The following is a 22,198-nucleotide window of genomic DNA, read 5'->3' as shown; positions in this document are numbered from 1 at the left end:
GGTTCCCCTTTTCCTCTGAGGGATAGAATGGTATAATAACCACATCTTGGAACAATGAGGAGGAAAAGGAATGGAAGGAAGAAAGATCATACAGGTGGAGGACAAAGTCCCCCTTAAATTACTGGTACCCTTAAGCATCCAGCACATGTTCGCCATGTTCGGCGCCTCTGTGCTGGTGCCCTTCATGTTTGGCATCAGCCCGGCCATTGTGCTGTTCATGAACGGAGTGGGTACCCTTTTATTTATTGCCATCACAAAGGGAAAGGCGCCGGCCTATCTGGGCTCCAGCTTTGCCTTTCTGGCTCCCGGCGGCATTATCATCGACCAGATGGGATATGAGTATGCTCTGGGCGGCTTTGTGGTGGTTGGATTTTGCGGATGCATCCTGGCTTTTATCATCTACAGGTTCGGGTGCGACTGGATCGACATCGTGCTGCCCCCGGCGGCCATGGGGCCTGTGGTGGCTCTCATCGGACTGGAGCTTTCCAGCTCCGCGGCCAGCAACGCGGGGCTTCTGGATGAGACCATGGACCCCAGGAATGTCATTGTCTTTGCGGTCACCCTGGGCGTGGCTGTCTTTGGCAATATCCTGTTCAGAAAGTTCCTGGCGGTCATCCCCATCCTGATCGCGGTGATCGCCGGGTACGTGGCGGCCATCCTGTGCGGCATCGTGGATTTCGCCCCGGTGGCAGAGGCGTCTGTCTTTGCCCTGCCCCATTTCATGCTGCCTAAATTCAGCGTGGAGGCCATTGTCACCATCCTGCCGGTGCTCCTTGTCATCACCTCGGAGCACATCGGACACCAGGTGGTCACCAGCAAGATCGTGGGAAGGGACCTGCTCCGCGATCCGGGACTCCACCGCTCCCTTCTGGGGGACAACCTGTCCACCATGATCTCCGGTCTTATCGGGTCCGTGCCCACCACCACCTACGGGGAGAACATCGGCGTCATGGCAGTGACCAAAGTGTACAGCGTGCGGGTCATCGCGGGAGCCGCCGTGCTGTCTATCATCTGCTCCTTTGTGGGCAAGCTGTCCATGCTGATCCAGACCATACCGGGGCCTGTTATAGGGGGGATTTCCTTCCTTCTGTACGGCATGATCGGGGCATCCGGCATCCGCATCCTGGTGGACTCCAGAGTGGATTATGGACGCTCCAGGAACCTGACCCTGACCAGCGTGGTCTTTGTCACAGGCTTTTCCGGCATTGCGGTAAATATCGGCAATATTCAGCTCACCGGCATGGTGCTGGCCTGCATCACCGGCATGGCTTTAAGCCTTGTGTTCTACATCCTGGACCGGCTGAAGCTGACCAATGACCAGGAGTAGACAGGAAAACAGTGTAATGACAGATAAAGGAGGTTTCTGCGATATGGCAAAACAGACAAAAATGGTGATCGACAAGGATTTTAGGATCGGAGAAGTGGACAAGCGGATCTACGGCTCCTTTGTGGAACATTTGGGCAGAGCGGTCTACGACGGTCTGTATCAGCCAGGCAGTCCGCTGTCTGATGACGACGGTTTCCGCAGGGATGTCATTGACCTGGTGCGGGAACTGGATGTCCCCATTATCCGCTATCCGGGAGGAAATTTTGTCTCCAGTTTTGTCTGGGAGGACAGTGTGGGGCCTGTGGAACAAAGGCCCAGCCGTCTGGAACTGGCATGGCGCAGCCTGGAGCCCAATGAAGTGGGCATTAACGAGTTCGCGAAATGGGCGAAGAAGGTGAATTCTGATGTCATGATGGCAGTCAACCTGGGAACCAGGGGAATTGCCGACGCCTGCAATCTTCTGGAGTACTGCAACCATCCGGGCGGGACAAAGTACAGTGATCTGCGCATTGCCCACGGAGTGAAGGAACCCCACAATATCAAGGTGTGGTGCCTTGGCAATGAGATGGACGGGGACTGGCAGGTGGGTCATAAGACTATGGGCGAGTACGCCCGCCTGGCGGAGGAGACAGCCAAGGCTATGAAGCTGATCGATCCCGGTATTGAGCTCGTCTCCTGCGGAAGCTCTTCCCGGGAGATGGACACATTTCCTGAGTGGGAGGCCGTTACTCTGGAGCGAACATACGATTATGTGGACTACGTGTCTCTCCACCAGTATTATGGAAATGAAGCCGGCGACACGGCAGACTTTCTGGCAAAATCTGATGATATGGACGAGTTTATCCGTACAGTCATTGCTACATGCGATTATGTGAAGGCAAAGAAGAGGGGAAGGAAAAATATCAACCTGAGTTTTGACGAATGGAATGTATGGTTCCACTCAAAGGAAGAGCAGATGGACATCACAGAGAACAGGCCATGGCAGACAGCGCCCTCCCTGCTGGAGGATATCTACACATTTGAGGACGCCCTTCTTGTGGGGCTGATGCTGATCACTCTGCTGAAACATGCGGACAGGGTAAAGATGGCCTGCCTGGCGCAGCTTGTCAATGTGATCGCTCCGATCATGACAGAGAAGGGCGGAGGACCGGCGTGGAAGCAGACCATCTTTTACCCCTTTATGCACGCTTCCCGATATGGCCGCGGCATTGTGCTGCAGCCTGTCATCAGCACCGGAGTGCACGACACGGCACAGCATGAAAATGTGACGGATGTGGAGAGCGTTGCCGTCTACAATGAGGAAAAGGATGAGGTGACCATTTTTGCGGTAAACCGCAACATAGAGGAAGATGTGGAGCTGGTCGCAGACGTGCGGGGGCTGGAGGGCTATCACCTGACAGAGCACATTGTACTTGAGAACAGTGATATGAAACTGTGCAACGGGCCGGGGAGCGAGAGGGTATGTCCCCGGAAAGTACAGCGGTCTTCTCTGGACGGGGGCATCATGACCAGTGTGCTGCACAGAGCATCCTGGAATGTGATACGGCTGGGAGGAAAGAACACGATATGATAAAAATATTTCTGGTTGAAGATGAAGTGATCATCCGTGATGGTATCAAGAACAGTATAGACTGGAAAAAAGAAGGCTATGAATTTGTGGGAGAGGCCGGGGACGGGGAGCTTGCCTACCCTCTTATCCTTAAGGAAAAGCCGGATATCCTGCTGACAGACATCAAGATGCCCTTTATGGATGGGCTGGAACTCAGCGCAGCGGTAAAAAAAGAACTCCCGGATATCAAGATCATTGTCCTCAGCGGATACAACGATTTTGAGTTTGCTAAGAAGGGGATTGAGATCGGCATCACCAACTATCTGCTGAAGCCGATTTCCTCGGGGGAGCTCCTGAAGGCAGTGGGAGAAGTGGCGGTAAAGATAGAAAAGGAGAGAGAAGAAAGAGAACTCCTGAATAAATACGAAGAAGATCTCCAGGGAAATATCGTATATGAGAAACAGAAATTCCTTACAAAGATACTGACGGAGAACATGTCCATGACCAATATACTGGATGAGGGAAGGAAGCTGGGAATGGACCTGAGCGCCGGTATGTATGATTTTATACTTTTCAAGCTGGTCAATTACGGTGTCCCGGAATTGCAGGAACAGCTCGTGTCCGCCTACATGGAAGTCAGATCCTGCATGGAGAAGCTGAAAGGAGTATACTGTTTTCAGAGAGATGTAAAGGGGCTGGCCTTTCTTCTTATGGCCGAGGATGAGCAGGCATTGGGAGAATTGGTGGAAAAGTGCAAGACGGAGCTGGATAATGCTCTGGAGAGCTTCCCTGAAGTAGAGTACTTCGGAGGGATTGGCACCGGCGTGTCCAGACTCAGAGAACTGAGGGCTTCCTTCCGTGAGGCGGAGAGAGCCTTTGCCGGGAGATTTGTGTCTGAGACGAATCAGATCATTACATGGGAGGAGCTTCACGGGAGGAACAGCGACGAACCGGAAGTGAAAGGGCTGGGCTCCATGCAGGAGAACAGAAAGCTGATCGGCAAGTTCCTCCGCAATGGGACCCTGGAGGAGGCGGAGAGTTTTGTGCGGACATACTTTGAGGAGATCCTGGGGGAGAATGTCCGGTCCATGATGATGAGACAGTATGTCATGATGGATATTTATATCAGCGTTGCCTCCTTCGGACAGGAGATCGGGATCAAAGAGGAAGACCTTGAGAGCGAGTGCGGAGACGTCAGGGAGGCTTCCGGCCATATACATTCTGTCGAAGAGATGCTCTCTTACATCGACAAGCTGATCAGCGGCATACTGAAGCTCAGGGACGAGACATCGGGAAACAGGTACAAAGATATTATCGAAGCCGCGGAGAGCTACATGCGCAGCCATTACATGTCAGATGAGATCTCCCTAGGCAGCGTGGCGTCAAGTGTGGGCATGAGTTCCAGTTACTTCAGTTCCATATTCAGTCAGGAGACAGGAAGAACATTTGTGGAGTATCTGACAGATATACGGATGGATAAGGCGAAAGAGCTGCTCATGTGTTCCAATAAAAAGACGTCGGAGATAGGTTTTGACGTGGGTTACAAGGACTCCCACTATTTCAGTTTTATTTTCAAAAAGACACAGGGATGCTCGCCAAAAGAATACCGGGCAAGAAAAGGAGAACTGTAGGATGGCCGAAGGTAAGAAAAAAAAGGTAGGAGGCTTCTCTCTGCGTTCCAGGATCTTTCTGATCGCTCTGTCCTGTTTTCTGCCGCTGACTGCGCTCATCGGATTTCTTCTGTACACTCAGTATGCTACCGTACGGGCATTTGACCAGGTGGCGACCAGCGTGAATTATGCCAGCAGATATGTGACAGAGTTCAAGGAGCGGATGGATTACAGTATCTATTATGCGATCATCTGGGATAAACCCATCAGTGAGCTGAGAGAGGGCATCTATTCTGTGGGGGGAGTGGAACTTGTCTATCCCTATGATTATATAGAGGAGATGCGGGCAGCGTGCGCAGAGATGTCGGATATTGCCACGGTGAACAGTAATCAGTATCTTCCCAGGAGGATAGACAACACGCTGAATTCTCTGGAAAAGATCATAGAGGAAATTGAGGATAATATGAGAGCGGGCGGCCATTATGATGAAAATGAGGAGCTGCTGGACGACGTCAGGAACCTGACCGATCTGATCCAGGAGAACATCCAGAATTATATCAATGACGAGAATGCCAGCTTTACTGCTATAAAAGAAGAGATGATGAGAAATACCAATCAGACGCTTCGGAGCAGTATCCTGATCGTGGCAGTGGTAGCTGTCCTCACCACGGTTATCTCCAACGTTACACAGAGGGGGGTCGTGCAGCCGGTAAGAAAGCTGTGCGAGGCATCAAAACTTGTGGCTAAGGGTGATTTTACGGTCAGAAGCGATGTGGAAAGCAGGGACGAGATAGCGATGCTGGCGGACAATTTCAACGATATGACCGTGGAGATCGGGCGCCTGGTGGAGCGGATCAAGGAGGAGCAGGAAAACATAAGGATCATGGAGTCCAAGCTGCTTCAGGCCCAGATCAATCCCCATTTCCTTTATAACACGCTGGACACCATCGTGTGGCTGGCAGAGGCCGGAAGAGACGAGGAGGTGGTCAAGATGACCAGCTACCTTTCTGAGTTTTTCCGGACTACGCTGAGCAAGGGGAAGGACTATATCACACTGGAAGAGGAGAAGAGGCACGTGGAGAGCTATCTGCAGATCCAGCAGTTCCGGTACCAGGATATCATGGGTTACCGGATAGAGATGGATGAGGAGATACTGGATTATATTGTGCCTAAGCTGACGCTGCAGCCTCTTGTGGAGAATGCCCTCTATCACGGCATCAAGAAGAAGAGGGGCGGCGGAACGATCCTGATCAGAGGGAAGATGGAAGGAAACAAGATCCTTTTGAAGGTCATAGACAATGGAAAGGGAATGACGGAACGGGAGCTGGCGCAGCTGCGCAGATATATCGCCGGCTGCGAGGATGGCGGAAAACAAAGTTTCGGTCTGGGAAATGTGAATCAGAGGATCCACCGGTACTACGGGGAAGAGTACGGTATTTTCTTTGAGAGTGAAGAAAATAAGGGCACAGAGGCGGTGGTGATCATACCGGCAAAAAAATCTGAACAAAAATCGTAAAAAAACATACAATTGTTCATACAAAGTTCATAATTTCATAAGAAAAAATACAAAGTAAGGAGGATATTCTGTATTCTTCTTTCTTTTTTACTGATATGATATACATACAAATTAAGGGGACGGACAAAACCCCGCGAGAAAAAAGGAGGAACAAAAGTATGAAAAAGCGTGTAGTGAGCATTCTTCTGTGCGTTGCCATGACAGCGGCTATGGTTGCAGGATGCGGAAGCAGCAGTGACGGAGGGTCATCCTCAGACAGTGGCGAGGACAGCGGCAGCGGTGATGTGATCACAGTCGGCTTCTCCCAGGTAGGTGCTGAGTCTGACTGGCGTACTGCCAACACAGAGTCCATGCAGGAGACATTTACAGAGGAGAACGGTTATGAGCTGATCTTCGACGATGCACAGCAGAAGCAGGAGAACCAGATCACAGCCATCCGTAACTTCATCCAGCAGGAAGTTGACTACATACTTCTGGCACCTGTTACAGAGTCCGGATGGGACACAGTTCTCCAGGAAGCATACGATGCAGATATCCCGGTCATTATCGTTGACCGTATGGTAGATGTATCCAATGACGATCTGTACACAACATGGATCGGAACAGACTCCCTGCTGGAGGGACGCAAGGCAGCTGAGTGGCTGAACGCTTACGCTACAGCAAAGGGATGGGATGCAAGCGAACTGAACATTGCTCACATCCAGGGAACAATGGGATCCACAGCTCAGATCGGACGTACACAGGGCCTTGAGGAAGGCGTTGAGAAGTATGGATGGAACCTTGTAGCTCAGCAGTGCGGCGAGTTCACACAGGCCAAGGGACAGGAAGTTATGGAGTCCATGCTGAAACAGTACGACAACATCAACGTAGTATACTGCGAGAATGACAACGAGGCATTCGGCGCAATCGACGCTATCGAGGCAGCAGGCAAGACAGTCGGAACTGATATCGCAAACGGTGAGATCCTTGTACTCTCCTTCGATACAACAAATGCAGGCCTTACCGATACTCTGGAAGGCAAGATCGTCTGCGACGTTGAGTGCAATCCGCTTCACGGACCTCGCGCAGAGGAGCTGATCAAAGCTCTTGAGGCAGGAGAGGAAGTTGAGAAGCTGAACTATGTTGATGAGGAAATCTTCGCATACGACGACACAGTAGCAAGCGTTACAGCTACAAACAGCCTGGACGAGGAAGGCGACTATGCAGTTACAGTGATCACACAGGAAATCATCGACGGACGTGCATACTAAAAAAGAAAGGCAGCGGGTATAGCGCTGTATTCTAAAAAGAAGGGGCGTAGTGGAATAAACGGGGTACTCCGGGTATGCTGCTACGCTTTCTTCATGAAAAAATGGAAACAGATCGAGTAAGGTGGAATAAGAGAAAGCAGGTGAGAGCTATATGGAAGAAAATGTTGTATTAAGTATGAGGGATATATCCAAGACATTTCCTGGCGTAAAAGCACTGCAGCATGTTGATTTCACACTGCGCAAAGGTGAGATCCATGCCCTTATGGGTGAAAATGGAGCGGGCAAATCCACACTCATAAAAGTCCTGACGGGCGTATATGAGCTCCAGACAGGTGAGATCACTATGGACGGACAGAAAATCGTTAATAAGTCCCCTCAGGATGCGCAGAAAAACGGGATCAGCACTGTGTACCAGGAAGTCAATCTTTGCCCGAATCTGACGGTGGCAGAGAACCTTTTCATCGGCAGGGAACCGAGAAAGGCAGGCTTTATCGACTGGAAGACTATGAACAGGAAGTCCGCAGAGCTGCTCCGGGATCTGAAGATCGATGCCAACGCGACAGACAAGCTGGAAGATGTATCTCTGGCCAGACAGCAGATGATCGCCATTGCCCGTGCAGTGGATATGCAGTGTAAGGTCCTGATCCTCGACGAGCCAACATCTTCTCTGGACGATGATGAGGTGGCAAAGCTGTTTACACTCATGAACCGGCTGAAGGACCAGGGGGTGGGAATCATTTTTGTTACCCATTTCCTGGAGCAGGTGTACGAGGTGTGCGACCGTATCACTGTGCTGCGGAACGGTGAACTGGTGGGAGAGTATAAAGTGAAAGAACTTCCGAGAGTTCAGCTCGTGGCAAAGATGATGGGCAAGGATTTTGATGATCTTGCGGATATCAAGAGCGCACATGAGGGACTCAAGGAGTTTGTGCCCGTAGTGGAGGCGAAAGGACTGGGACATCAGGGAACGATCAAGCCGTTTGACTTTACAGTCAACAAAGGCGAGGTTGTAGGCCTTTCCGGTCTGCTGGGATCCGGGCGTTCCGAGCTGGTGCGCACGATCTACGGCGCTGACAAGGCGGACAGCGGTACACTGAAAGTTAAGGGAAAAGAGGTTAAGATAAAAGCCCCTATAGATGCCATGAAGCTTGGCATGGCCTATTTGCCGGAGGACAGAAAGAAGGACGGTATCATCGCGGACCTGTCCGTGAGGGAGAACATCATCATCGCCCTTCAGGCCAAGAGAGGCATGTTCCGCCCCATGAGCCGAAAAGAGATGGAGGAGGCAGCTGACAAATATATCGATATGCTCCAGATCAAGACGGCAAGCCGCGAGACTCCTATCAAGAGCCTTTCAGGCGGTAACCAGCAGAAGGTGATCATCGGGCGCTGGCTTCTGACGGATCCGGACTATCTGATCCTGGATGAGCCTACGAGAGGTATTGATATCGGTACAAAGACAGAGATCCAGAAACTGGTGCTTGATCTTGCCGATCAGGGCATGGCAGTGACATTTATCTCTTCCGAGGTAGAGGAGATGCTCCGCACATGTTCGCGTATGGCGATCCTGCGCGACGGGAAAAAGGTGGGAGAGCTCTCCGGTGACGAGCTGTCACAGGAAGGCATTATGAAAGCGATTGCAGGAGGTGGAGAAGATGAGTAATCAGAAATCCGGACTGAAAAAACTGACATCCATGCGGCTGTTCATGCCGATCGTTTGCCTGCTGGTCATCATCATCGTGGCGACGATCACCATACCCGGCTTTTTGAGCATAACTTTCCAGAACGGAGTGCCCTACGGGTATCCGGTGGACGTGATCAACAGGGCATCTGAGCTGGTGATCCTGGCTGTGGGCATGACCCTTGTCACAGCTGCTTCCGGTGGACAGGACATCAGTGTGGGAGCCGTTATGGCGGTGGCCGCGGCTGTGTGCTGCCAGATCCTCTCCGGAGGGGAGGTCTCCGTTAATTCACTTGCCGCCCCCATCATCCTGGCATTCCTTGCGGCTATCGCAGCATCTGCTCTGTGCGGCGCCTTTAACGGTTTCCTGGTAGCGAAGCTGAACATTCAGCCCATGGTCGCCACCCTGATCCTGTACACAGCAGGACGCGGTATTGCGCAGCTTATCACAAACGGACAGATCACATACATCCGCGTGGACTCTTACCAGATCTTTGGAAGTTATATCGGGAAATTTCCCATTCCCACGCCGGTGATCATAGCGGTGGTCGTAGTCATCATCACTTATCTGATCCTGAAGAAGACGGCTCTGGGACTTTATATCGAGAGCGTCGGAATCAATGGAACGGCATCCAGACTGGTGGGACTTAACTCCACTATGATCAAATTTCTGACATATGTCATTTGCGGCATCCTGGCAGGTGTTGCCGGTTTTGTGGCCTCCAGCCGTATCTATTCGGCGGATGCAAACAATATCGGACTGAACCTGGAGATGGACGCCATCCTGGCAGTTGCCCTCGGCGGCAATGTCCTTGGCGGCGGTAAGTTCAGCCTGATGGGATCTGTGATCGGGGCCTATACGATCCAGGCGCTGACAACCGTACTTTACGGAATGAACGTGTCTTCCGACCAGCTTCCGGTGTACAAAGCTATCGTCGTTGTCATCATTGTCGTTCTTCAGAGCCCTGTATTCCAGAAGCTCCTTGCCACCAGAAAAGCAAAAAGACAGGCGGCAGCGCCTGCTGCGGAAGGAGGTAACCAGTAATGGGAAAGAAGAAAATCAATGCTATGCCTAAAAAGAAGATCAGTGCAACTGGCTTCCTTCTTATCATCACGATAGCGCTTTTTGTTGTCATGTATGCGGCCGGTATGGTGGTGTTCTCGGATAAAGGTTTTGCGAAACCGCAGATGTTTTTTAATCTTTTCGTGTCCAATGCGGGCCTTCTTGTCATCGCCCTCGGACAGACCATTGTCATGATCACAGGAGGAATCGACATTTCCGTGGGATCTGTGACAGCTCTTGTCTGCATGGTTTCCGCGTATGAGATGGAAAATATGGGCATGAGTGCCTATGTGGCAGTGGTTTCGGCGCTTGCTATTGGACTTGCCTACGGCGTGATCCAGGGATTTCTTGTGTCCTATCTGGAGATCCAGCCATTTATCGTCACTCTGGCCGGTATGTTCTTTGGGCGCGGCATGACTGCTGTGATCAGCACGGAAATGATCTCCATCAAGAACGAGCTGTTCCTGGCCTGGGCAAACTTTAAGATCAACCTTCCTATTGGATCCCACAGTAAACGGGGAAAATTTATTCCGGCCTATATCTATCCGACGGTCGTGATCGCAATCCTCGTACTGATCATCATCATCCTTGTGATGAAGTATTCCAAGTTTGGACGCTCCGTATACGCCATTGGAGGAAATTCCCAGAGCGCTCTGATGATGGGACTGAATGTAAAGAAGACGAAGTTCAAAGCCTATATCCTGGACGGTTTTCTGGCAGGTCTTGGCGGCTTTCTGTTCTGCCTGAACAGCTGTGCCGGCTTCGTGGAGCAGGCGAAAGGTCTTGAGATGGATGCCATTTCCTCGGCCGTTATCGGAGGTACACTGCTCAGCGGAGGTGTGGGCGTGCCCTTCGGAACACTGTTCGGAGTGCTGATCAAGGGTACGATCCAGTCCCTGATCACGACACAGGGAACACTGTCAAGCTGGTGGGTCCGCATCGTGCTCTCTGCACTGCTGTGCTTCTTCATCATCCTGCAGGCGGTCCTTGGAAATATCAAAAAGAAAAAATAGGCAGGATATCATATGGATTTTAAATGTTGCGGCTATGGGATAACCTGTAGCTGCAATATTTTTACAGACAACGAAAATTTCCTGTAAAGAAAACAAAAATAAGTTGCAGATACAGCCGGAGAAATATGCGGCATAGTTATAAACATAAATACAGCAAAAAGGAGGATTTGTTATGGAACAGAAACAGTATAAATTTTGGTTTTGTACGGGATCCCAGGATTTATACGGAGATGAATGCCTGGCTCATGTAGCTGAGCATTCCCGGAAAATGGTGGAGGTGCTGAACGCATCGGGCAATCTCCCTTACGAACTTGTGTGGAAACCGACACTCATCACCAATGAGCTGATCCGGAAGACGTTCAACGAAGCCAACATGGACGACACCTGTGCGGGAGTGATCACCTGGATGCACACCTTCTCTCCTGCAAAATCCTGGATACTGGGACTCCAGGAATTCAGGAAACCGCTGCTCCACTTCCACACTCAGTTTAACCGGGAAATCCCCTATGACACTATTGACATGGATTTTATGAATGAAAACCAGGCAGCCCACGGAGACAGGGAATACGGACATATTTTCACCCGGCTTGGGATGGAGCGCAAAGTGGTCATGGGATACTGGGAAGATGAGGCGGTCCAGAAAAGGATCGGCTCCTGGATGCAGACCGCTGTCGGCGTGATCGAGAGCAGCCACGTGCGTGTCATGCGCATTGCGGATAATATGCGCAACGTAGCTGTGACAGAAGGAGATAAGGTGGAAGCCCAGATCCGGTTTGGCTGGGAAGTGGATACCTATCCCGTCAATGAGATCGCAGAGGCTGTTGAGGAAGTGCCAAAAGGGGATATTGACACATTAGTGGAAGAATATTACGATAAATATGATATACTCCTGGAGGGAAGGGATGAGAAAGAATTCCGTGAGCATGTAGCAGTGCAGGCGGGCATTGAGATCGGATTTGAGCGATTTCTCCAGGAAAAAAATTACCAGGCTATCGTGACACATTTTGGAGATCTGGGATCCCTGAAGCAGCTTCCGGGACTGGCCATCCAGCGCCTGATGGAGAAAGGTTACGGTTTTGGCGCTGAGGGCGACTGGAAGACAGCGGCTATGGTCCGCGTTATGAAGATCATGACCCAGGGGATGACGGATCCCAAAGGCACTTCCTTTATGGAGGACTACACTTACAACCTTGTCCCCGGGAAAGAGGGGATCCTGGAAGCGCATATGCTGGAAGTGTGTCCTACGATCGCGGACGGCTCCATAGCTATCAAGTGTCAGCCCCTCTCTATGGGAGACAGGGAGGATCCTGCCCGACTTGTATTTACGTCCAAGACAGGACCTGCCATCGCTACATCGCTGATTGATCTGGGGGATCGTTTCCGTCTGATCATCAATGACGTAAACTGCAAAAAGACGGAGAAGCCCATGCCTAAACTCCCGGTGGCGACGGCGTTCTGGACACCGGAGCCGAACCTGCAGACCGGAGCTGAGGCCTGGATCCTTGCAGGAGGAGCCCACCACACGGCCTTCTCCTACGATCTGACTGCGGAGCAGATGGGCGACTGGGCAGCCTGCATGGGAATAGAAGCGGTGTATATTGACAAGGATACAACGATCCGTCAGTTCCAGAATGAGTTGAAATGGAATGCGCTGGTATACAGAAAGTAAAAACGAGGAAGGTGGAGAAAAAGATGTTGGAAGAGCTGAAAAAAGAAGTGTATGAGGCAAATATGCTGCTCCCGAAGTACAATTTGGTGACATTTACATGGGGAAATGTGAGCGGCATTGACCGTGAAAAAGGTCTCTTTGTTATCAAGCCGAGCGGCGTGGACTACGACAAGCTGACACCGAATGATATGGTAGTCGTGGATCTGGAGGGAAATAAGGTAGAGGGAAGATACAATCCCTCTTCTGACACGCCTACCCATGTAGTTCTGTACAACCGTTTTAAGGACATCGGAGGGATTGTACACACCCACTCACCATGGGCCACAAGCTGGGCCCAGGCAGGGCGCGATATTCCCTGTTATGGTACCACCCATGCGGATTACATCTACGGGGAAGTTCCCTGCGTGCGCAATCTGACGAAGGAGGAGATTGAGGAGGCCTATGAGAAAAATACAGGCGTTCTCATCGCAGACGAATTTGAGATCCGGCAGAAGGATTACAATGCTGTTCCTGCGGTACTCTGCAAGAATCACGGACCGTTTACATGGGGGAAGGATGCTCATGAGGCGGTACACAATGCGGTGGTGCTGGAAGAGGTGGCCAAGATGGCGGCCCGGTGCGAGATGATCAATCCTGGAAATGAGCCGGCTCCGCAGGCGCTGCAGGACAAACACTACTATCGGAAACACGGGGCAAACGCGTACTACGGCCAGAAGGCTGAAGATTAAGTGTACCCTGATGAGGAAAGTATCCTGTATGTCATCACCGGCAATATAGAGGAGGCGGTCCTCAGAAGGAAGAACGGACATAGCAGCAAAAGGAGGAGAAGATGAACGCAAACACAGAAAAGGTAAAACAGATGATAGAGGAAGGGCAGGCTGTTGTCGGCATTGAGCTTGGATCTACCAGGATCAAGACAGTCATGATCGATAAAGATCATATCCCTGTCGCTTCCGGAAGCTATGCATGGGAGAACAGGCTGGACGGCCATATCTGGACTTATACCCTGGATGATATCTGGCAGGGACTCCAGGGGAGCTATCAGGATATGGTGAAGAATGTAAAGGAGACCTACGGGACAGAGGTCAAAAAGATCGCGGCTATTGGTTTCAGCGCCATGATGCACGGATACATGGCTTTTGACAAGGAGGACAGACTCCTTGTTCCCTTCCGGACATGGAGAAATACGATCACAGGCCAGGCGGCGGAAGAACTGACAGAGCTGTTTCAGTATAATATCCCGGAAAGGTGGAGTATCGCCCACTTATATCAGGCAATCCTGAACAAAGAGGAGCACGTAAAAGACGTGGCTTACTTTACGACTCTGGCCGGCTATATACACTGGCGCATGACAGGCAGGAAGGTGCTGGGCATAGGCGACGCTTCGGGCATGTTCCCCATCGATATCCGGACGAAAGACTTTGATGAGCGGATGATCGGCCAGTTTGACCAGCTTGTGGCAGAGAGAGGCTATCCATGGAAACTGCGCCAGATCATGCCGGAAGTGCTGCTGGCAGGAGAAGATGCAGGGACGATGACGGAGGAGGGGGCCGCCCTTCTGGATCCATCAGGAGTGCTGCAGGCGGGAGCTGTCGTATGCCCGCCCGAGGGCGACGCGGGAACCGGAATGGCTGCAACTAACAGTGTGGCAGTGCGCACGGGAAATGTGTCAGCCGGAACTTCTGTATTCGCCATGATCGTTCTGGAAAAAGAGCTCTCCAAAGTACACAGGGAAATCGATATGGTGACAACACCTACCGGAAGTCTTGTGGCTATGGCCCACGCCAACAACTGCACTTCGGATCTGAATGCATGGGTGTCCCTCTTTAGAGAATACGGGGAGGCCATGGGAGTAAAGGCTGATATGGATGAGATATTCTCCGCACTGTATAACAAGGCTCTCGAGGGTGATGCGGACTGCGGAGGACTTCTGTCCTACGGATTTTATTCAGGAGAGAGTATTGTCCCCGTAGATGAGGGAAGACCCCTGTTTGTGCGCACGCCGGACAGCTGTTTCAACCTGGCGAACTTTATGCGAACTCATCTCTATGCGGCCCTCGGAACGCTGAAGATCGGCATGGATATCCTGGTGAAAGAGGAGAAGATCCAGATTGACAAGATACTTGGACACGGAGGTCTGTTCAAGACTCCCGGAGTGGGACAGCGGATCATGGCCGCAGCTATGCAGGCACCTGTCTCTGTCATGGAGACTGCCGGCGAGGGCGGCGCATGGGGGATCGCGCTTCTGGCTTCTTATGCTCTGCGCAAAGAGGAAGGAGAGGCGTTGGAGTCCTATCTGGACAGCAGAGTGTTCGGCGGAGAGGAAGGCGTAAAGATGGATCCTGACGCCGGTGATGTGGCTGGCTTCGAGGCCTTTATCGAAAGATTTAAGGCAGGGCTTTCCGTTGAGCAGGAGGCTGTCAGGAAACTGGTATAAGTGAAAGGATAATGGACGGATTATAGAAAGACCGGGCAGACAAAAGTTCTGCCCGGTCTTTTATGAGAGTTAAATGCTGGTGGAGGAGATTATATCGTCAAGCACATCGGAAACGGAATCTGTGACATAGGTGGAGTAGAAGGAGATGCCGGGAGCTGCGCTTGACATGGCATAACTGATCCCTGCAAGCTGCAGCATTTCTACATCATTGTACTGGTCGCCAAAGGCAACACATTCTTCCGGAAGGATGTGCAGATAATCCAGAAGGGTGTGAAGGGCAGTCCCTTTGTTGGCGTCAGGGGCAATGAAGTCTACCCATATGTTGCCTGAGGTGACGACTTTGATCTCGCTGGAAAACAATTTCTGAAAATAGGCCAGACAGTCTTTTGTGCCGTTGAAATTGCAGACTGCTATCTTCAGGTAAGGTTCCTGAATCTCGTCAATACTGTCCACAAATTTCATGTCATTTTTCATGACATGCAGCATATGGTATCTGAACTCTTCGTTTACAGAGTCGCTGTAGCACACTTTTTCCCCCGAAATGATACATTCGCATCCGCTGCATTGGTGGATGGCATCAACGATGCGGTTGCCCAAATCCCGTGGGATCAGCCCTCTGGAAAGCACTTTCCCGTCATGCACGCAGAGAGAGCCGTTTTCGGCTATATAGGAAATATCGTCCTGCACGGGGGCAAACAGTCTCCGCAGATTTGGATACTGGCGTCCACTGGCCGCTGCAAAGTGGATACCATTTTCCTTCAGTGTGCGGATCTGGTCAAATATAATGGGGTCCAGTTCCTGGGCTCCGTTCTGGAGCAGCGTCCCATCCAGGTCGCTGGCGATCAATTTTATCATATACGGTACTCCTCATAAAAAATAGAAATAGTATGTAGTCCTTAAGGATCCTACCCATTATAGTACGAAACAGGAAAATGTGCAAAACAAAACTGCTGGGAGGCGAATATTCCTAATAGACATTGCCTTTCAAAAATGAAAAGATTATAATATATCCAGAAATGAATTTTGAGTAAAGAAGGAGACCAGATGTATGAGAATAGGAATAGGAAACGACCACTCAGCGGTGGAGATGAAAAAGGAAGTCATGAAATTTCTGCAGGATCTGGGCTATGAAGTGATCAATTATGGAACAGATTCCACAGAGAGCTGTGACTATCCGGTGTATGGGGAGAAAGTCGGGCGCGCTGTTGTTGCGAAGGAAGTGGATCTGGGTATATTGATCTGCGGTACCGGCGTAGGCATTTCCCTGGCGGCCAATAAAGTGAAAGGCGTTCGGGCGGTAGTCTGCAGTGAGCCGTATTCAGCCCGTTTGTCCAGACAGCACAACAACACGAACATCCTTGCGTTCGGTGCAAGAGTAGTGGGAATTGAGCTGGCAAAGATGATCATAGAGGAGTGGCTGAACGCGGAATTTGAAGGCGGAAGGCACCAGAGAAGGGTCGATATGATCATGGACATAGAAAAGAGAGACGAATAAAGTAAAAAAGTAAAAACGAAACAAAACGAAAGTGGACAAAAGTATAACGAAATGATAAAATGAAGAAAACGAAACAGAAATAACTATAAGGAGGAAGAAAAAATGAAAATTGCAATTGGATGTGATCCCAATGCCCAGGAAGCAAAAGAAGAGATCATCAAGTACATTGAGGCAAAAGGATACGGGGAAGTAACAGATTTTGGAAGCGATGATCCTATCTACGCCAACGTTGCCATTAAGGTCGGCGAGGCTGTGGCTTCCAAGGAGTATGACAGGGGTATCCTGATCTGCGGCACAGGTATCGGCGTATCTATTGCAGCCAACAAAGTAAAGGGCGCCTATGCAGCTCTTGTATCCGATGTATACTCCGCGCAGAGAGCGCGCCTGAGCAATGACGCCAACATCGCATGTATGGGTGCGTTTACAACGGGAAACAAGGTGCGTGAGCTGTTAGTGGACGCCTTCCTCGGAAACGAATTCGTTCCAGGATGCTCTTCTCAGCCGAAAGTAGACGCATTTGTAAAATACGACCAGGAGAGATAATCTTCCGGGTCAGTTCTAAGTTATCAAAAAAGCGATGCAGGTCACGCCGGTCTCATCGCTTTTTTCTATGCAGGGCTGTACAAATGTTCTTTTCGCTCGTTCTTTTCACTCTAAAACCGGGCTAAAACCCGGCCAGGTGCAGGATTATGCCGGCGATCACCGCGCAGGCGTACAGAAGGCCGGTGAATTTGACGCACTCCAGCTTGTCCGGATTGACCTTGAAAAGGACGATCAGCCCGACGCCCGCGTTGGTGCACAGGCCGGCGATGACGGAGGCGAAGGAGAGGGCTTTGCCGAGATAGAGCTCAGTCAACAGCACGGAGGCGGCGCAGTTGGGGATGAACCCGAGAAGAGCCGCCAGAAAGGGCTGGAAGATGCTTCCATTTAATAGGAAGGTGGACACTGACTCAAGGCCGGCTCCCTCGATCACGGCGTTCAGGACAAAGGTGCAGATAAAAATATAGCCGAACAGACGGACCGTGTGGTTCAGGGCCGGGCGCAGGATGCCGTGGTGGTCGTGGCAGCCGCAGTGGTGGCACAGATCCTCGATTTCCTTTTTAGTGGAGATAAATTTGGCGAAGAACAGGTCCGCCAGGTATCCGGCTGCGATGGCAATGATGATTTTAACTGCCAGGAGAGCGGCAATAGCACCCCCGTTTCCCGGGTGGCCGATGAGGATCAGCACAGCCTCGTCGGAGGTGGCCAGAAAGACGGACAGCAGCGTGCCCATGGAGATGACGCCTCCGGAGTAGAGGTTGGCGGCCATGACCGAGAAGCCGCACTGGGGGATACAGCCAAAGAGGGCGCCCACTACAGGGCCTGCCTTCTCGATCTTTGTCAGCGTCCGGCGGATCCAGGCGCTGGAATAGTGCTCCAGACCCTCCAGGAGCAGGAAGGCGGCAAACAGGAAGGGCAGCATGCGGACGCTGTCCTCGGCTGTGTGTAAGAAAATGTGTTCCAGTAATTCCATGATCAGATCTTCCTTTTTATATAAAAATGAAAACGATTATCAGGGTATCTTGAAAATAGTACCAATTTCCGGGCGGAATGTCAAGTAAAAGGAGCCCTGCGTCAGCAGAGCTCCAACTGAAATATTCTGATGATTTTCAGGCCAGACTGCGCGGCGGAGATTAGCCCTCCACAACAAACATGTCTTTGCCCACTCCGCAGATGGGGCATACCCAATCCTCCGGGAGATCTTCAAATGCTGTACCCGGTGCGATGCCGTTGTCAGGATCGCCGATTTCCGGATCATACACATAGCCGCAAGGTTCGCATACATATTTCTGCATAATTTTTTCCTCCTGATATAGTTGATTGTAATGTGTTTTACAATTACAAGGCTATTATAAAATGGATGGACAGTTTCTGCAAGGCATAGAAGAAAGATTATTCTGCCTCCTTGAAATTTGTGCCGGGCTGTGACAAAATAGTTTTGGATGTGCGCAGATATGATGCGCAAATGTCCGGAAAAATAAATAAGAAAGAACAGGAGTGGATAAAATGACAAAAATAGATATTATCTCCGGCTTTCTGGGAGCCGGGAAGACCACACTTATCCAGAAGCTTCTCCGGGAGGCCTTCAAGGGAGAGCAGGTGGTCCTGATTGAAAACGAGTTCGGCGAGATCGGCATTGACGGAGGCTTCCTCAAGGAGGCGGGCATCGAGATACGGGAGATGAATTCCGGCTGCATCTGCTGCTCTCTCGTGGGTGACTTCGGCGCTTCCTTAAAGGAAGTCATCGAGACCTACCATCCGGACAGAATTCTCATCGAGCCCTCCGGCGTGGGCAAGCTCTCTGATGTAAAAAAGGCGGTGGAGAGTGTGAAGACAGATGCGGATGTGGCGCTGAACAGCGCGACCACAGTGGTGGATGTGAAGAAGTGCAAGATGTATCTAAAAAATTTCGGAGAATTTTACAAGAACCAGGTGGAGTCGGCGGGAGCCATTATCCTGAGCCGTACCGACATTGCGGACGATGACAAGGTGGAGCAGGCAGTGGCACAGATCCGCGCCCTCAACCCGGACGCCCCCATTATCACCACCCCGGAGGACCAGATCGACGGGGCCAAGCTCTTTGAGATCATGGAGCAGCACGCTCCCTCTCTGGAGGAGGAGCTGATGGAGGAGACGAGATGCGACGTGTGCGGCGGCCATCACGGGCTCGGCGAAGAGCATCACCATGACCATGATCACGACCACCATCACGACCATGAGGAGCATGATCACGGCCACCATCACGAGCATGACCACGATGGGTGCGGCCACGACCACCATCACGGGCATGACCACGATCATCACGGCCACCACCATCACCATGCGGATGAGGTGTTTGGAAGCTGGGGCCTGGAGACGGTGAAAAAGTACAGCGCCCAGGATCTGAAGGTGCGCCTGGATGCCCTCGGCGACGCGGACACCTACGGCATGGTGCTCCGGGCCAAGGGAATGGTGGAAGGCGACAAGGGAACGTGGATCTACTTTGACATGGTGCCCGGGGAAGTGGAGCTCCGGGAGGGACAGCCGGACTACACAGGACGCATCTGCGTGATCGGATCCAAGCTGAAAGAGGACGCCCTGAAGGAACTTTTTGCGGGCGCGGCAGAATAGAAAGGGCAGGTGACGAAAGCTTATGCAGATGGTAGACAATGCCAGAGTGGTGGTGTACCTAATGGCGGGCTTCCTGGAGAGCGGGAAGACCAGCTTCCTGCGGTACACCTTGAGCCAGGAATATTTTGAGATCGACGGGAATACCCTGCTGATCCTCTGCGAGGAGGGGGAGGAGGAGTACGGCGAGGCGCTTCTGAAGCGGACTAACACCACCCTCCTTACTGTGGATGACCCGGAGGAGATGACCCTGGAGTGGCTCCAGGAGGCGGACCGGAAGTATCATCCGGAGCGGGTCATCATCGAGTGCAACGGCATGTACCCGGTGAGCAGGATCGAGGCCATGGACGTGCCCTCCGGGTGGGGGCTTGTGCAGAAGCTGGTGACAGTGGATGCCACCACCTTTGGGACCTACATCGCCAACATGAAGCCCCTCTTTATGGATATGGTGAGAAATGCGGAGCTTGTCATGTTCAACCGCTGCACAAAGGATATGCCTCTCGCCTCCTACCGGCGGAATGTGAAGGTGGTCAACCAGAGCGCCCAGATCATTTTCGAGGGGGAGGACGGGGAGATCGACAACATCTTTGAGGACGCCATGCCCTATGACCTGGACGCTCCGGTGGTGCAGATCGATGACATGGACTACGGTATCTGGTACGTGGACATGATGGATCATCCCGAGAGATACTTAAAGAAGACAGTGGAGTACAAGGCGAAGGTACTCAAGCCGAGAGGATTTCCGGCCAAGGAGTTCGTGGCGGGCCGGATGGCGATGACCTGCTGCGCCGACGACACCACCTTCCTGGGATATATATGCCGCAGTCCTTACGCCCCCAAGCTGACGCCCGGACAGTGGGTGAAGGTGCGGGGGACGGTAGGCTATGAGTATACCCGCGCCTACGGGCGGAAGGGCCCGGTGATCAGGGCGGAATATGTGGAGGAGGCACAGGCTCCCCAGGACGAGATGGTCTATTTTAACTAGACGGATATGAGGAGGAGTATATGAGTAATGTACTGATCGGTATTCTGATACCGTTTTTTGGCACCACACTGGGCGCGGCCTGCGTTTTTCTGATGCGGAGAGAGAGTATGCCGCCCCTTGTCCAGAAGGTGCTTTTGGGGTTCGCCTCCGGCGTCATGGTGGCGGCCTCCGTGTGGTCCCTTCTCATCCCGGCCATGGACATGTCCGCGGATATGGGAAAGCTGGCATTTATCCCCGCGGCGGCGGGAGTGGCAGTGGGTATGCTCTTTCTGCTTCTGCTGGATAAGAGGGTGCCCCACCAGCACATGGACCACAGGGAGCCGGAGGGGCCAAAAAGCAGCTGGCGCCGCTCTACCATGCTGGTCATGGCAGTGACCCTCCACAATATACCGGAGGGAATGGCAGTGGGCGTAGTGTTTGCCGGGCTTCTGGCGGACAACGCCCAGATCTCCCTCATGGGGGCCTTTGCCCTTTCCATCGGTATTGCCATCCAGAATTTCCCGGAGGGCGCCATCATTTCCATGCCCCTTAGAAGTGAGGGCGGGGCTACCAGGGGCAGGGCCTTCCTGTATGGAACCCTGTCCGGCATCGTGGAGCCGGCCGCGGCTCTTGTCACTATCCTGCTCTCGGAGCTTCTCACCCCGGTGCTTCCCTTTCTCCTGGCCTTTGCGGCGGGAGCTATGCTGTACGTGGTGGTGGAGGAGCTCATACCGGAGGCCAACGAGGGAGAGCACAGCAATATTGGCACGATGGGCTTCGCGGTGGGATTTATCCTCATGATGATCCTGGACGTGGCCCTGGGCTGATGTGGTAACGAATGAAAAGACAAGCAGCAAAGGAGGAACAAGGACATGAAAGAGACACTGAAGGATTTAAAGGAGAGAAGGAGCGTCCGGGCCTATAAGGCGGAGCAGATCAGGGACGAGGAGCTTGAGCGGATCCTGGAGGCCGGCCTCTGGGCGCCCAGCGGTATGGGGCAGCAGCCGGTTGTCTTTGTGGCCGTGCAGGATCCGGAGACGAGAGAACAGCTCCGGAAAATGAACGCTTCCATTATGGGGGATCCGGATACAGATCCCTTCTACGGAGCGCCCACCATCGTGGTGGTGCTGGCGGACACAGGGCGCCCCACCTATGTGGAGGACGGAAGCCTGGCCATGGGCAACCTGATGAATGCGGCCCAGGCGGTGGGACTTGGCTCCTGCTGGATCCACAGGGCGAAGGAAGAGTTTGAGAGCGAGGAGGGGAAAAGGCTCCTGGAAAAATGGGGGCTTGGAGAAAACTATGCCGGCGTCGGACACTGCGCGCTGGGCTATGCGGCCGGGGAGAAGCCGGCAGCCAAAGAGCGCAGGCCGGGCCGCATCATCCGGGTCTGAGCTGCCTGAGAAAAACAGCACCGGGGCGGGGGCATCCAGCAGGAGGAGGGCTCCCGCCCCGGTGCTTTTCTGCGCGGCCGGGC

Annotated in this window: 20 protein-coding genes; 17 read left to right on the top strand and 3 right to left on the bottom strand. The window is 52.3% G+C overall.

Going from position 1 to position 22,198, the window contains the following annotated elements; translation table 11 throughout:
• The first annotated feature begins 70 nt into the window (after positions 1–70).
• The 11 genes from uraA (at position 71) to H7U36_RS10880 (ending at position 15,115) form a co-directional block, all read left to right on the top strand.
• Positions 71–1,327 (top strand): uracil permease, encoded by a 1,257-nt coding sequence (gene uraA, locus H7U36_RS10930; RefSeq protein ID WP_205156145.1) that lies wholly within the window; start codon positions 71–73, stop codon positions 1,325–1,327.
• Positions 1,328–1,370: 43 nt separating this feature from the next.
• Positions 1,371–2,897, top strand: coding sequence for an arabinosylfuranosidase ArfA (gene arfA / locus H7U36_RS10925; RefSeq protein ID WP_138302931.1), 1,527 nt, complete (start codon positions 1,371–1,373; stop codon positions 2,895–2,897).
• Positions 2,894–4,507: a response regulator gene (locus H7U36_RS10920; RefSeq protein WP_138302930.1), complete on the top strand. Its 1,614-nt coding sequence runs from the start codon at positions 2,894–2,896 to the stop codon at positions 4,505–4,507. Before arfA ends, H7U36_RS10920 begins: the two co-directional genes overlap by 4 nt.
• A gap of 1 nt (position 4,508) precedes the next feature.
• Positions 4,509–6,002 (top strand): sensor histidine kinase, encoded by a 1,494-nt coding sequence (locus tag H7U36_RS10915; RefSeq protein WP_205156144.1) that lies wholly within the window; start codon positions 4,509–4,511, stop codon positions 6,000–6,002.
• A 158-nt stretch (positions 6,003–6,160) separates the two neighbouring features.
• Positions 6,161–7,252 (top strand): ABC transporter substrate-binding protein, encoded by a 1,092-nt coding sequence (locus H7U36_RS10910; protein WP_033125991.1) that lies wholly within the window; start codon positions 6,161–6,163, stop codon positions 7,250–7,252.
• Positions 7,253–7,403: 151 nt separating this feature from the next.
• Positions 7,404–8,915 carry a sugar ABC transporter ATP-binding protein gene (locus tag H7U36_RS10905; protein WP_033125992.1) on the top strand — a complete coding sequence of 504 codons (1,512 nt, stop codon included), beginning with the start codon at positions 7,404–7,406 and terminating at the stop codon, positions 8,913–8,915.
• Positions 8,908–9,978 carry an ABC transporter permease gene (locus H7U36_RS10900; RefSeq protein ID WP_033125993.1) on the top strand — a complete coding sequence of 357 codons (1,071 nt, stop codon included), beginning with the start codon at positions 8,908–8,910 and terminating at the stop codon, positions 9,976–9,978. Before H7U36_RS10905 ends, H7U36_RS10900 begins: the two co-directional genes overlap by 8 nt.
• Positions 9,978–11,009 carry an ABC transporter permease subunit gene (locus H7U36_RS10895; RefSeq protein WP_242842836.1) on the top strand — a complete coding sequence of 344 codons (1,032 nt, stop codon included), beginning with the start codon at positions 9,978–9,980 and terminating at the stop codon, positions 11,007–11,009. The genes H7U36_RS10900 and H7U36_RS10895 overlap by 1 nt, the downstream gene beginning before the upstream one ends.
• A gap of 172 nt (positions 11,010–11,181) precedes the next feature.
• Positions 11,182–12,678 carry an L-arabinose isomerase gene (gene araA / locus H7U36_RS10890; protein ID WP_205156143.1) on the top strand — a complete coding sequence of 499 codons (1,497 nt, stop codon included), beginning with the start codon at positions 11,182–11,184 and terminating at the stop codon, positions 12,676–12,678.
• A gap of 23 nt (positions 12,679–12,701) precedes the next feature.
• Positions 12,702–13,406: an L-ribulose-5-phosphate 4-epimerase gene (locus H7U36_RS10885; protein ID WP_138302928.1), complete on the top strand. Its 705-nt coding sequence runs from the start codon at positions 12,702–12,704 to the stop codon at positions 13,404–13,406.
• 101 nt (positions 13,407–13,507) lie between these two features.
• Positions 13,508–15,115: a xylulokinase gene (locus H7U36_RS10880; RefSeq protein ID WP_138302927.1), complete on the top strand. Its 1,608-nt coding sequence runs from the start codon at positions 13,508–13,510 to the stop codon at positions 15,113–15,115.
• 69 nt (positions 15,116–15,184) lie between these two features.
• On the opposite strand, the gene H7U36_RS10875 is transcribed toward H7U36_RS10880, so the two are convergent.
• On the bottom strand, positions 15,185–15,970 hold the full coding sequence (locus tag H7U36_RS10875) for a Cof-type HAD-IIB family hydrolase (RefSeq protein ID WP_033125996.1): 786 nt from the start codon (positions 15,968–15,970) through the stop codon (positions 15,185–15,187).
• A gap of 193 nt (positions 15,971–16,163) precedes the next feature.
• Between H7U36_RS10875 and rpiB the strand changes: the two genes are divergently transcribed.
• Both rpiB and H7U36_RS10865 read left to right on the top strand, forming a co-directional pair.
• A complete protein-coding gene (rpiB, locus tag H7U36_RS10870; protein ID WP_138302926.1) occupies positions 16,164–16,610 on the top strand; it encodes a ribose 5-phosphate isomerase B in 447 nt (148 codons plus the stop codon).
• A gap of 102 nt (positions 16,611–16,712) precedes the next feature.
• The gene (locus H7U36_RS10865) at positions 16,713–17,153 is read left to right on the top strand and encodes an RpiB/LacA/LacB family sugar-phosphate isomerase (RefSeq protein ID WP_033126004.1); all 441 of its coding nucleotides are present in this window, start codon (positions 16,713–16,715) and stop codon (positions 17,151–17,153) included.
• Between the two features lie 121 nt (positions 17,154–17,274).
• On the opposite strand, the gene H7U36_RS10860 is transcribed toward H7U36_RS10865, so the two are convergent.
• Together H7U36_RS10860 and rd are read right to left on the bottom strand one after the other, a co-directional pair.
• Positions 17,275–18,123 (bottom strand): putative manganese transporter, encoded by an 849-nt coding sequence (locus H7U36_RS10860; protein ID WP_033126005.1) that lies wholly within the window; start codon positions 18,121–18,123, stop codon positions 17,275–17,277.
• A gap of 160 nt (positions 18,124–18,283) precedes the next feature.
• Positions 18,284–18,445, bottom strand: a complete 162-nt coding sequence (rd, locus tag H7U36_RS10855) for a rubredoxin (protein ID WP_033126006.1) — start codon at positions 18,443–18,445, stop codon at positions 18,284–18,286.
• 211 nt (positions 18,446–18,656) lie between these two features.
• Here rd and H7U36_RS10850 point away from each other — a divergent pair, with 211 nt between their 5' ends.
• From H7U36_RS10850 to H7U36_RS10835, 4 genes are read left to right on the top strand one after another with little or no spacing between them, the layout of a single operon-like run.
• The gene (locus H7U36_RS10850; protein ID WP_138302925.1) at positions 18,657–19,760 is read left to right on the top strand and encodes a GTP-binding protein; all 1,104 of its coding nucleotides are present in this window, start codon (positions 18,657–18,659) and stop codon (positions 19,758–19,760) included.
• Positions 19,761–19,782: 22 nt separating this feature from the next.
• Positions 19,783–20,742 carry a TIGR03943 family putative permease subunit gene (locus tag H7U36_RS10845; RefSeq protein ID WP_242842837.1) on the top strand — a complete coding sequence of 320 codons (960 nt, stop codon included), beginning with the start codon at positions 19,783–19,785 and terminating at the stop codon, positions 20,740–20,742.
• Positions 20,743–20,762: 20 nt separating this feature from the next.
• Complete coding sequence (locus tag H7U36_RS10840) at positions 20,763–21,548, top strand: ZIP family metal transporter (protein ID WP_033126008.1); 786 nt, start codon at positions 20,763–20,765, stop codon at positions 21,546–21,548.
• A gap of 45 nt (positions 21,549–21,593) precedes the next feature.
• Positions 21,594–22,115: a nitroreductase family protein gene (locus H7U36_RS10835; protein WP_205156142.1), complete on the top strand. Its 522-nt coding sequence runs from the start codon at positions 21,594–21,596 to the stop codon at positions 22,113–22,115.
• Positions 22,116–22,198: the final 83 nt, after the last annotated feature.

Source organism: Faecalicatena fissicatena, assembly GCF_016900595.1.
In the GTDB taxonomy this organism is placed as follows: Bacteria; Bacillota; Clostridia; order Lachnospirales; family Lachnospiraceae; genus Claveliimonas; species Claveliimonas intestinigallinarum.
Note: the sequence above shows the minus strand (reverse complement) of the source record. Positions and strands in the feature narration are given on the sequence as shown.

Coding starts and splice junctions, on each gene's coding strand:
- H7U36_RS10845 (WP_242842837.1), top strand. CDS start 19,783: ATGCAGATGGTAGACAATGCCAGAGTGGTGGTGTACCTAATGGCGGGC.
- H7U36_RS10910 (WP_033125991.1), top strand. CDS start 6,161: ATGAAAAAGCGTGTAGTGAGCATTCTTCTGTGCGTTGCCATGACAGCG.
- H7U36_RS10865 (WP_033126004.1), top strand. CDS start 16,713: ATGAAAATTGCAATTGGATGTGATCCCAATGCCCAGGAAGCAAAAGAA.
- H7U36_RS10875 (WP_033125996.1), bottom strand. CDS start 15,970: ATGATAAAATTGATCGCCAGCGACCTGGATGGGACGCTGCTCCAGAAC.
- H7U36_RS10880 (WP_138302927.1), top strand. CDS start 13,508: ATGAACGCAAACACAGAAAAGGTAAAACAGATGATAGAGGAAGGGCAG.
- uraA (WP_205156145.1), top strand. CDS start 71: ATGGAAGGAAGAAAGATCATACAGGTGGAGGACAAAGTCCCCCTTAAA.
- H7U36_RS10840 (WP_033126008.1), top strand. CDS start 20,763: ATGAGTAATGTACTGATCGGTATTCTGATACCGTTTTTTGGCACCACA.
- H7U36_RS10915 (WP_205156144.1), top strand. CDS start 4,509: ATGGCCGAAGGTAAGAAAAAAAAGGTAGGAGGCTTCTCTCTGCGTTCC.
- rd (WP_033126006.1), bottom strand. CDS start 18,445: ATGCAGAAATATGTATGCGAACCTTGCGGCTATGTGTATGATCCGGAA.
- araA (WP_205156143.1), top strand. CDS start 11,182: ATGGAACAGAAACAGTATAAATTTTGGTTTTGTACGGGATCCCAGGAT.
- H7U36_RS10905 (WP_033125992.1), top strand. CDS start 7,404: ATGGAAGAAAATGTTGTATTAAGTATGAGGGATATATCCAAGACATTT.
- H7U36_RS10895 (WP_242842836.1), top strand. CDS start 9,978: ATGGGAAAGAAGAAAATCAATGCTATGCCTAAAAAGAAGATCAGTGCA.
- arfA (WP_138302931.1), top strand. CDS start 1,371: ATGGCAAAACAGACAAAAATGGTGATCGACAAGGATTTTAGGATCGGA.
- H7U36_RS10860 (WP_033126005.1), bottom strand. CDS start 18,123: ATGGAATTACTGGAACACATTTTCTTACACACAGCCGAGGACAGCGTC.
- H7U36_RS10900 (WP_033125993.1), top strand. CDS start 8,908: ATGAGTAATCAGAAATCCGGACTGAAAAAACTGACATCCATGCGGCTG.
- H7U36_RS10850 (WP_138302925.1), top strand. CDS start 18,657: ATGACAAAAATAGATATTATCTCCGGCTTTCTGGGAGCCGGGAAGACC.
- H7U36_RS10885 (WP_138302928.1), top strand. CDS start 12,702: ATGTTGGAAGAGCTGAAAAAAGAAGTGTATGAGGCAAATATGCTGCTC.
- H7U36_RS10835 (WP_205156142.1), top strand. CDS start 21,594: ATGAAAGAGACACTGAAGGATTTAAAGGAGAGAAGGAGCGTCCGGGCC.
- rpiB (WP_138302926.1), top strand. CDS start 16,164: ATGAGAATAGGAATAGGAAACGACCACTCAGCGGTGGAGATGAAAAAG.
- H7U36_RS10920 (WP_138302930.1), top strand. CDS start 2,894: ATGATAAAAATATTTCTGGTTGAAGATGAAGTGATCATCCGTGATGGT.